General features: G+C 43.3%; 11 protein-coding genes. 6 read left to right on the plus strand and 5 right to left on the minus strand.

From position 1 onward, the window contains the following. Positions 1-147: 147 nt before the first annotated feature. Both A142_RS00440 and A142_RS00445 read right to left on the minus strand, forming a co-directional pair. Positions 148-540: a RidA family protein gene (locus tag A142_RS00440; protein ID WP_017065166.1), complete on the minus strand. Its 393-nt coding sequence runs from the start codon at positions 538-540 to the stop codon at positions 148-150. 103 nt (positions 541-643) lie between these two features. Beyond that, complete coding sequence (locus A142_RS00445; protein WP_019824550.1) at positions 644-2,077, minus strand: N-acyl-D-amino-acid deacylase family protein; 1,434 nt, start codon at positions 2,075-2,077, stop codon at positions 644-646. A 176-nt stretch (positions 2,078-2,253) separates the two neighbouring features. On the opposite strand from A142_RS00445, the gene A142_RS00450 reads away from it, so the two are divergent. Together A142_RS00450 and A142_RS00455 are read left to right on the plus strand one after the other, a co-directional pair. Beyond that, positions 2,254-3,528, plus strand: a complete 1,275-nt coding sequence (locus A142_RS00450; RefSeq protein WP_019824551.1) for an amino acid deaminase — start codon at positions 2,254-2,256, stop codon at positions 3,526-3,528. Between the two features lie 89 nt (positions 3,529-3,617). Further along, positions 3,618-4,481 (plus strand): MurR/RpiR family transcriptional regulator, encoded by an 864-nt coding sequence (locus tag A142_RS00455; protein ID WP_017632021.1) that lies wholly within the window; start codon positions 3,618-3,620, stop codon positions 4,479-4,481. Positions 4,482-4,601: 120 nt separating this feature from the next. Here A142_RS00455 and A142_RS00460 read toward each other — a convergent pair whose 3' ends face one another. Together A142_RS00460 and A142_RS00465 are read right to left on the minus strand one after the other, a co-directional pair. Continuing rightward, complete coding sequence (locus A142_RS00460) at positions 4,602-5,144, minus strand: AAA family ATPase (RefSeq protein WP_019824552.1); 543 nt, start codon at positions 5,142-5,144, stop codon at positions 4,602-4,604. A gap of 53 nt (positions 5,145-5,197) precedes the next feature. Beyond that, positions 5,198-5,737 (minus strand): hydrolase, encoded by a 540-nt coding sequence (locus A142_RS00465; RefSeq protein ID WP_019824553.1) that lies wholly within the window; start codon positions 5,735-5,737, stop codon positions 5,198-5,200. A gap of 189 nt (positions 5,738-5,926) precedes the next feature. Between A142_RS00465 and A142_RS00470 the strand changes: the two genes are divergently transcribed. The 4 genes from A142_RS00470 (at position 5,927) to A142_RS00485 (ending at position 10,052) form a co-directional block, all read left to right on the plus strand. Beyond that, positions 5,927-6,499, plus strand: coding sequence for a porin family protein (locus A142_RS00470; protein WP_019824554.1), 573 nt, complete (start codon positions 5,927-5,929; stop codon positions 6,497-6,499). Between the two features lie 233 nt (positions 6,500-6,732). Next, positions 6,733-8,355: a phosphoethanolamine transferase gene (locus A142_RS00475; RefSeq protein ID WP_019824555.1), complete on the plus strand. Its 1,623-nt coding sequence runs from the start codon at positions 6,733-6,735 to the stop codon at positions 8,353-8,355. Positions 8,356-8,758: 403 nt separating this feature from the next. Then, entirely contained in the window at positions 8,759-9,589 is an 831-nt protein-coding gene (locus tag A142_RS00480; protein WP_019824556.1) for a winged helix-turn-helix domain-containing protein, read from the plus strand. Continuing rightward, on the plus strand, positions 9,576-10,052 hold the full coding sequence (locus A142_RS00485; protein WP_019824557.1) for a hypothetical protein: 477 nt from the start codon (positions 9,576-9,578) through the stop codon (positions 10,050-10,052). The genes A142_RS00480 and A142_RS00485 overlap by 14 nt, the downstream gene beginning before the upstream one ends. Before the next feature lie 68 nt (positions 10,053-10,120). Here A142_RS00485 and A142_RS00490 read toward each other — a convergent pair whose 3' ends face one another. Then, positions 10,121-10,498 (minus strand): hypothetical protein, encoded by a 378-nt coding sequence (locus A142_RS00490; RefSeq protein WP_017107700.1) that lies wholly within the window; start codon positions 10,496-10,498, stop codon positions 10,121-10,123. Positions 10,499-10,519 lie beyond the last annotated feature (21 nt).

The raw sequence follows: 10,519 nt of genomic DNA on the forward strand, positions 1-10,519 counted from the left end.
TTTTATATTTCATATAATTACTTTATTGATTTTATCTATTTTAATTAAAGTAATTTTTATAAATGTAGGGTGAGAGTATTAAAGGATAATAACAGGGATGACTAACCCCTAATACTCTCTAAGTAGGTAATTGTGATTAGGTTATTACTAAACGCGATCCGCGCGGTAGCAAGTCACATCTACTTCAACCTTCACGTCTACAACTAGGTCGCAAACCATGCAGATACGAGCCGGTGGGTTAGCACCGAAGAACTCTTTGAATACCTTATTAAAAGATTGGAAGTAACGAGAATCCGTTAGCACAACCTTTACGTGCATTACGTCTTCTAGGCCGTAGCCCGCTTCAGTCATGATATCGACACAGTTTTGGATCGCTAGGCGAGACTGGTCAACAATGCCACCCTCTACCACTTCACCATCTGTCATCGGTGTCTGGCCAGAAACGTATAGGAAACCACCCGCTTCAGTTGCACGTGCAAATGGTAAATGTTGTCCGCCAGTACCTGTACCGCCTTCAACACCGTAACGTTTAATAGTCATTTTTTAACTCCACTTCTTTATAGATAATATTGGTTCTGTTCCAATATATTTAAATTAATTCGTCGTTTTATTATTACTGTATATTTAATAAAATAATTAAATTCTAATTACGGTAAATAAAAACGCCTGAACGATTATTTTTTACTTTTCCTTTTTGGTAAGTTAACTCACCATTTACAAATACACTTTCGATTCCCTCAGCAACTGAAATAGGATTTTCAAATGTTGCTGTGTCTTTAATATTCTTTGGGTCAAATAAAACTAAATCGGCAAATGCACCTTGGCGAATTTCGCCTCTACCAGACAAGTTGTAACGCTCTGCCGACATTCCGGTCATTTTGTGAATCGCTTCTGGCAGCGCGAACAGTTTTTCATCTCGGCAGTAGTGACCAAGTACTTTCGGAAAGGTGCCCCACAGCCTTGGGTGCGGATGTGGGTCGTTCGGCAAGCCGTCTGAACCAACCATGGTCAACTTGTATTTCAAAACACGCTTTACGTCGTTCTCATCCATACAGTGATAAACTGCACCGGCTGGTTGGAGCGCTTTTGCGGCGTCCATCAACGGCAATTTCATCTCATCAGCAATCTGCTTCAGTGTTTTGCCTGCATGTTCTGGCTTTGTTTCAGACCAAGTGATGAAGATATCGAAATCGTCCGTCACCTGTTTCAGATCTAACGTCGAGGAGCTCGCTGAGTATGGGTAGCAGTCGCAAGACACATCTTGGTGCTCTGAAACCTTGTCCATCAAATCAAGTACTTCAACAGTTCTGCCCCAGTTGCCCGCACCTGCACATTTAAGGTGAGAGATAACAACGGGTACTTTCGCGTATTGCCCGGTCTCAAACGCCTCTTCCATCGCGCTTAAGATCTCTTCGAATTCGGTACGCATATGCGTGGTATAGATGCCGCCGTGACTAGACAGCACTTTTGCTAACTGCATTACTTCATTAGCGTTGGCCTGTTTCGCGCTTGCGTATGCCAAACCAGAGCTCAAACCCAGTGCACCTTGCTCCATCGCTAAATCAAGATTGGTTTGCATTGCTGCAATTTCTTCTTCGCTTGCGGTGCGTTGTAGGTCGTCCATCACTTGGTTACGCAGTGTTGTGTGGCCAACTAACGCTGCTACGTTCACCGCTGGTTGCGCTTGCTCCACTGCTTGTGCATACACGGCAAAGGTTGGGTATTTGAAATCAGCCTGCGCGCCTAAAAGGTTCATAGGGTCTGGTGGATCACCCGCTAAAACCGTTGGTGAGGCACTGATACCGCAGTTACCAACAATCACGGTTGTCACACCTTGGCTGATCTTTGGTAAGCAATCTGGGTAACGAATGACGTTGGTATCGTCGTGTGTGTGTACATCGATGAATCCAGGAGCCAATGCTAAGCCTGCTCCCTCAACCAACTGGCTGCAATCTTCATGATCGATTTTGCCAATTTCGGCGATTTTTCCATCTCGGATTGCTACATCGGCACAAAACGATTGTTCGCCGGTGCCATCGAACACCTCTACATTTTTAATTATCGTATCGAACAACATTTCTCACTCTCTCAATCCACTCTGTTGATGGAGCTATATTAGAAATCCAGCCGATTATTTTCAGTGACAAAACACACATAATATTTTAATTTGTGTGATAGTTTCTATCACAAAACAAACGCGAGATAGATTTAAACATTAAATAACAAGCACTTAAACCATGTTAGGAATCAGCAATGAAACATAACCCTGCACAAAAAGATGTTATAAAGTATCAAAAAGATTGTTTCGTCTTGACTGAAAGAGGCCAAAAAGGGAGAGCAGTATCACAAACTGAGAACGGCGTTTATCGACTGGTCGATGAAGAAATTTCGCTTCCGGTAGCAATTATCAAGCAATCAGCATTGGCCAATAATCTGAATTGGATGCAATCATTCGCCGATCATCATCAGGTTAAATTGTCGCCACACGGCAAAACATCGATGACGCCTGATTTCTTTCGCCAACAGCTAGAAAATGGCGCTTGGGGAATTACCGTTGCAACACCTGCACAAGCAGAAATTGCAGCAATGGCAGGCGCAAAAAGAATCATCATGGCTAACCAATTGGTAGGTAAAACCAACATGGCGATCATCGAACAGCTTATTAGTGAGTTCGACGTTGATTTCTATTGTTGTGTGGATTCATCAGTCAACGTGCAGCAACTCAACCAATATTTCGCCAACAAAAAACAGACGCTAAAAGTGCTGATTGAGTTTGGTGTTCCGGGTGGTCGTTGTGGTTGTCGTTCTCCTAAAGAAGTTCTAGAGCTGGCGCAAACCATCCAAGATACGCCTGCGCTTTCGCTAGCGGGTATTGAGGTGTATGAGGGTGTGATTCATGGTGACAATGCCGAGCAAGACATTCGCACCTTCTTAAACCAGGCACTAAGCTCTGTCGAAAGCCTTGCATCAGACAGCTTAATTACCGGTCAGCCAATCATCACTGGCGCGGGATCGGCTTGGTATGACGTGGTGGCAGAATGCTTGGCGAACCTCACAGATTACTTAGCGATTATCCGCCCAGGTTGTTATGCCATTCACGATACTGGGATCTACCTAGATGCCCAAAGTAAGGTATTGCAACGTGCCCAAGTAAACCAAGGTTACGCGTGTGAACTGGGTGGTGACTTAGAATCGGCACTGGAAGTGTGGGCGTATGTTATCTCTCGTCCGGAGCCAACCAAACTGGTGATCGGTCTAGGTAAGCGTGATGTTGCCTTTGATGCGGGTTTACCTATTGCCGAGCGCGGCTATCGCAATGGCGAAGCTATCTCTGTGAAAGGGCTAACAGCTACCGCGGTGATGGATCAGCATACCTTTGTTGAAACGGACGGTTCTGCTGAGATTGAAGTAGGCGATATGATTGCGTTCTCAACCTCACACCCATGTTTAACCTTCGACAAATGGCGCTACATTGCCATCAGCGATGACGATCATCAGGTAAGCCACTGGGTAGAAACCTGCTTCTAGCTTGATTTTTCAATAAGCTAGAATCAGCGAAGCAATCAGATATACTAAAGGGGCTAAGGCTTAGCCCCATCAACAAAGGATCAGGATTCTTGAGTTTAGAAGTAGATATCATTTCACAGATAACCGAGCGTTTTCCCGCTCTTCGTGATGCAGAGAAAAAAGTCGCCAAGCTGATCATGGACGACATTGATTTCGCAGCCAATGCCAGTATCACAGAGCTTGCTGAAGGTGCTCAAGTCAGTGAAGCCACAATTACGCGTTTTGCGAAGGCGATCGGCTGTAACAACGTGCGTGATATGAAGATCAAGCTTGCTCAAACCCTAACGGTGGGCCAGCGTTTTATTCTCGAACCGGTAAACCAAACTGGCTATCAAGGTATCTACGAATCGATCAAGCAGAGCTTAGACATCAACCGAACCTTGTTCAAAGAGCAAGACGTTGAAACCGCGGTGAGTTGGCTGCACAACGCCAGACAGATCATTGCTATCGGCATGGGTGGCGGCTCAACCATCGCCTCTCAAGAGCTGCAACACAGACTGTTCCGATTGGGTTATCCGGTTGTGTCATACAACGATGGTTTAATGTCACGCATGGTTGCTGCCACGGCAGATGCCAACGATGTGATGGTGATGATTTCCGCGACAGGCTTTACGCCAGTGATCACCGAAACCGCCGAACTAGCGAAACAGTACGGGCTAAAGATCATCGCAATTACCCCGCAAGACACGCCACTGGCAAAGATTGCGAATATTGTTTTGCCAATCAAACACATGGAAACCGACTTCATCTACAAGCCATCAGCGTCTCGCTACGCAATGCTAGCATTAGTGGATGTGCTTTCAATGGGTATGGCGGTCAATCACAAGAACCGCTCGCGCGATAAACTTCGCCGCTTGAAGGTTGCTTTAGACTCCTACCGAGGCGGCGGCGACCGACAACCTCTCGGTGATTAAACGTTACCGAAGCCAAGCTTGTCGCAGCTAAATCAAAATAGAATCTGAATAAAAAGCCCCGCAGTATTCACTCAATCGAGTCGATACTGCGGGGCTTTTTAGTTGTGGATTTGCTAGAAATTACTCGCCTGAGTCAATTGAAGTTAAAATGAACGCGACTCGTTCCTCGACAGATAGCTTAGGCACTTCCACCAGCTGATAACCAAACTGAGTATAGGCTTCCACCATCTTTTCATAGGTGGCAACCGCCTCTTTAAAATCTTGCTTGCGCTCTTGGTCATTGATGAAAATAGAGTCCCATGGCGGGAAGATAAACACCTTACTGTTGTATACGAGCTCATTACAGCTATTGAGCAAGGATTCTGGAATAGGCAACGTCTCTAACAAACTGTAACCGTATGAATCCACGATGCTTCTATCAAAGAAAACGAGTTGCTCACTTGCCTCAAATACTTGGTAATTAGCTAACTCTTCTCGCACCATCTCATCACGAAAAGCCACTTTATCTAACCACGGCAAAGCGCTACCTTGTTGCTCAACTTGGTGCTGAATCACTTTACGCCCAACCTCTGGTGCGCAGCGATAGCCCTTGCTTTTCAAAGCGTCGATGACCGAGGTTTTGCCGGATCCCGGCCCACCTGTAAATACAATTAGGTTATTCAAATGAACCTCTTCAAAGGGGGAAAATAACGAATCGGACCTCAACGAAACCCAAGTTAACGAATCAAGGACAGAATGGACTTAAATTCTGGTGCGCGGCAATCTTTCACTAGCTCGTATAAGCTCATTTCTAATCCCGTAATTTGGACACCAGCGTCCCGCAATCGACTGATAGCCAGTTTCTTGTTCAATGCTGTTCGCGAACTAACACAGTCACCAACTACCTGAACCTTGTACCCAAGTTCCAACAAACCCACTGCGGTTTGATAGACACAAATATGAGCCTCAATGCCACACACTAACCACGTATCGACATCCTTGGTTTGCACTGTCTCAACAAATTTGGGTTCGCTACACGCGTTGAACGTGAATTTCGGTATCGGCTTAACATCACTCAATAGGTCATTCAGCTCACTAACGGTAGGCCCCAACTTCTCTGGGTTCTGCTCCAAACTCACAATAGGAAGGCCTAAAACCTGCGCTCCCTCAATCAGCTTCCCACAGTTAGAAATAAGTGTCTCACTCTCATCAACAAGGCGTGCGAGCTTGCCCTGAACATCCACAACCACCAAGCCTGTATTTTGTCTCATTAGCATGTGTATCCCTTTATTTGGCAACCTAACTCACTAAGCAATCTGATGGGTATGTTTTCTACTATGTAACGATTTAGCTTACAAAGCCATACAGTAATACGCATAAGACTACGGAATAATACTCACCAACGGTCGAAAGGCCGAAAACAAAAATAATTGATACTACATGACATTAAAGAGTGAGTAAGAACAATGAACAAATTCGCGAAATCAGCATTAGCACTGGGTTTAATCGGCGCGGTTTCTCTTCCTGCATTAGCAGCAGGCACTGACGGTGGTGCGTACATCGGTGGCGGCCTTGGTGTGTACCAAGATTCTGATACAGACGGTCAAGGCAACCTAGACTCAGACGGCATGGGTTACAACCTATACGGCGGCTACCAGTTCAACCGTATCGTAGGTGTTGAGCTTGGCTACAACGACTACGCAGACTACAAAAAAGGTACAGAAAAAATGTCTCCAACGTCTGTTTCTGTATCAGCAAACCTAGGTTACACGTTCGACAACACGATTCGTCCGTTCGTATTGGCTGGTTTAAGTTCTGTTGACCTAAACGCAAACAAGAGCGCTGGTTACGCTGATGACAGCGGTACAGGTTTCCACTTCGGTCTGGGTGTTGAATACACGCCAATCGAAAACCTAACACTACGACTAATTTCACAAGCTGATGCTGTGAGCGTAGAAAACTACTACGGTCCATTCAAAACCGAAGATAAGACACTGGCATTCAGCAGTGTTAGCCTAGGTGGTTCATACAACTTCTAATGTAGCGAGCCTACGTAGAACAACCTAACGTAAATAATTCACTTTGCTGTTCCACCTTGTCATGAAGGTCACTCAGTAAAGTGAATTTTTCGTTTCTACTGCCCCACACGCGTCATTTCACTTTAGCCAGTTTATCGCTCATCATCGTCGATTTGAGCTGTATTGATTGATATTAGAGCTTTCTTGATAGCGAGGCTAAAATAAAGAGATAAGAGGCGCAGGAGACAAGCATAGTGAATCTACCAAGTGTAAATATGTCGATAAACAAACTGCCCTTTGTATTGGCGGTATATTACCTGCTGATTATCAACATCCCTCTCTCCCAAGAGTTGTTTAGTATTGTTCAGGCATCTAAGTCTGAAAGCGTTGCGTTTCTTATATCCATCCCTATCTTCTTCCTTGCTGCCTTCAATTTTATCTTCCAAGTCTTCAATTGGCCGATATTCTCCAAGCCATTTTTTATCTTCTTACTGATCACCTCAACACTCGTCAGCTACAGCATGTTCAGTTACGGCATCTATGTCGATTATGGGATGATAGAGAACGTCTTCGAAACCAATAGTGGCGAAGCAGCAAGCTATGTAAGTACCCACTCCATCTTATGGTTATTCGCGATGGGTATTATTCCGTCACTGCTGCTACTGTTTACCAAGCTTAAGCGAGAGTCATGGAAAGATTTCTTTGTCTGGAAGTCGATTGGATTGCTCTCTTCATTGATTGTTATCGCGATTATTGCAGGGCTGTTTTACAAAGATTATGTCTCGATTGGTCGCAATAACTCGCACATCAAAAAGATGATCATCCCAACCGAATACGTGTCATCCGCGGTCAAATACATCAATAATACCTACATTAAAGAGCCTATCCCCTATCAAGAGCTAGGATTAGATGCGAAGCAAACACCACAAGCCAAAGCGGCAACCAAGCCGACCTTACTGGTGTTTGTGCTTGGTGAAACCGCGCGCGTGTATAACTACCAATATCATGGCTATGAGAGGGAAACGAACGCTCACACTCAGCCTTACAACCCGATATTTTTCTCTGATGTTCAGTCGTGCGGAACAGCCACTGCGGTTTCTGTGCCGTGTATGTTCTCGAACATGAATCGCAGCAACTACGACCGAGACAAGGCTTACAATCAAGATAACGTGGTCGACATCATGAACCGCGCGGGCATTCACTCTATCTGGCGAGAACATGATGGTGGAGACAAGGCGGTCGCACACCGAATCAAAGAGATGACGCTCGTCGCCAAAGACAGCGATCCGTTGTGCAATAACGATGTGTGCTACGACACGGCAATGCTAGAGAACTTCGAGCAAGATACTCAAGATCTTAGCCAAGATAGCATCATCTTCTATCATATTGCCGGATCTCATGGCCCTACTTACTTCGAACGCTATCCAGACGAACATAAGAAATTCACACCTGATTGCGCTCGCGCCGATATTGAAAACTGCACCAAAGAGGAAGTGGTTAACACCTACGACAACACCATCTTGTACACGGATTTCTTCCTCTCACAGGCAATGAAAAAACTTGAGAAGCTGACCGACAAATACAACGTGGCGTTGATGTACGTATCCGATCACGGTGAGTCTCTGGGAGAAAATGGCGTCTACTTACACGGCATGCCTTACTCTCTCGCTCCAAAAGAACAGACCCACGTTCCACTGATCTTTTGGATGTCGGATGGCTTTGCTGCCGAGAAAGGCATCAGTGACACGTGCTTGCGTAAAGCAGGAAAAGAACAGAGCTTCTCACACGATAATCTGTTCGACTCTTTGCTTGGTCTGATGGACGTTCAAACCCAAGAATACCGAGAAAACCAAGATATCTTCGCACCGTGTCGGTAGTTCTTTTCAAATACTGATTTTAAAGGGGCTCATTGTATTAGCCCCTTTTTGTTTTCTATCTAATCTAAAACTGTCGTTTTACTCACACCAGTCTTACAGGGAGCGGTGGGGAAATTTAAATAGTATACAGTAAAATCACGATTGAAATGACATAGAAAGCGACTCAAAACCTTTGACTCAATCTATAAAGGGCAAGGTGATCAATTATACTTATTAGGTTAACAACAGCTCAATTTGAGGTATAGTTGCAGCTTGAAGAACATTTGATATCTAGTTTAATGTTTATTAATACTTGCATGTTTAACGAATCAGCTAAAAACGCTCCGTATTCGTCACTTGACCTCCTTACAGAATATCACCAAGAAGCAAGTTTCTTTCACTATATCACTGAAGGAAACACAAAATGACGAGAGCCTTTAAAGTCAAGCAATTCGTTTTAATCGAGGACTCTCTGTTTATTCTCGACTCAAAAACCAATCAACAGTTGCGAATAGGTACACATGATTTATTAACTCTCAAAGAGTTGTGCTTTCATGCAGGAAAGATCGTTTCTAAAGAATCGCTATTGGAAAAAGGATGGCCTGGAAAAATCGTTTCTGATAGTTCACTAACCCAATCGATTCGTAACATACGAACGTTGTTAGGCGACAACGGCAAAGAACAAAAATGGTTAAAAACCGTCCCAAAAATCGGCTACGTACTAGACGAATCTATCGTTCACAAGATCAGTAATGAAAGCCTTTCTGTTGATAGCTACATAGAACCACTTCAAAAAGAGGCTAAATTAAAAAAAGAAATACAAAAAACAAACATACCTCGACTTAAGCGGTGGCTAAACTGTACAAATAACCTCAGTTGTGGGTTTAAACTAACAATACTGAGCTTACTTTTAGTATCGACTGCTAATTTGTCATATAAGGTTTACAAGCTGATATTAATCAAACAAAAAACAACTAAATATCCCAAAATAAGCTTTGCACAAGGGACAACAACAATCTATTCGGACAATACAGAGTTTGCTTTAGAAGCAGGTAAAGAAATTTATTGTTGGCTAGATAAAAATAAAATTAAGCCACAAAGAATTGATGTCTTACTATTAAAAGAGAACCTCTCTTTTGCTATCGTAGATCAGCAGGGTAAAATCACCAATAAATTAATTTTATTAGAAAAAGGCTTTGAAAATAAGCAAGTCGTAAAACTATTAGTCGATGAGGTAAGTCATGCTTTCAATTAGTTTATTCCTTGTCGCTTTCCTCAATATTTTACTCTTTATTATCTACGGTTTCAGTGACACTCCTGGCGTTGCTTATGATATAGATTACCGAGTCGAAGATGTTGCAAGCGACTACTGCGGCCGTAGTAAGTCACAAATTTACTTCGATGATAACAAATTCGAAATGAAGTCAGTCGTTGAAGAAATTACTCCAAATAACGAAAAGTTGTATTTCGAAACACAAAAAAAAGGAACGTATTTATCGCTCAGTGAAAACGTTTATAGTATGAGTTTCACTGAACATACCTCTAATTTTATTGGAAACAAACGCCTACCTGAGACTCCTATCATAAACAGTTTTTATAGCGCAGAACGGTATCTACCCAACCGAAACTTGATTGAAATAAAACACCGAAGTGAAAACTACCTTATTTTAATAAGTTTTATTAATGGTGGCCAGATTCTTGCTCTGGAGCGACACTAAGATACTTCACAATAATGACATCCATGTACAGGCTAAACAATTTCCCCACAATAACGTTTAATGAACGTTTATATCTTTATGCAATGCACCGCTTTGTTAAATAGCGTCAGTTTGTCGGCCAACTGCCTTTCTACACTCGCGGCATTGACCTCCCACTCTGATACCATAATAAGTTTATCTTTAGTGGTGTTCATAAATACCTGCTCATCAGACATCAATAATTCAACCAGTTTTGATGCTTTGAGAGCCAAGACACGTCGATCACGTAAAGGTATTTCTACGAACGCTTGAATACTCTTTTCATTCAGTGAAATAAAAATCTCCTCTCCATCGACCAACTCAATAGCAATAGGTTGATTACCCTCGATTCTTGATAACATGTTCGCGGGTACTCCTAGGTTTTCGACCAAGGTTTTGAATACTATCTCTCGCAACTTTTTCAACATTAACTCCTATGAACTTACAAT

The organism is Vibrio splendidus 12E03 (genome assembly GCF_000272105.2).
GTDB classification, from domain to species: Bacteria; Pseudomonadota; Gammaproteobacteria; order Enterobacterales; family Vibrionaceae; genus Vibrio; species Vibrio splendidus_I.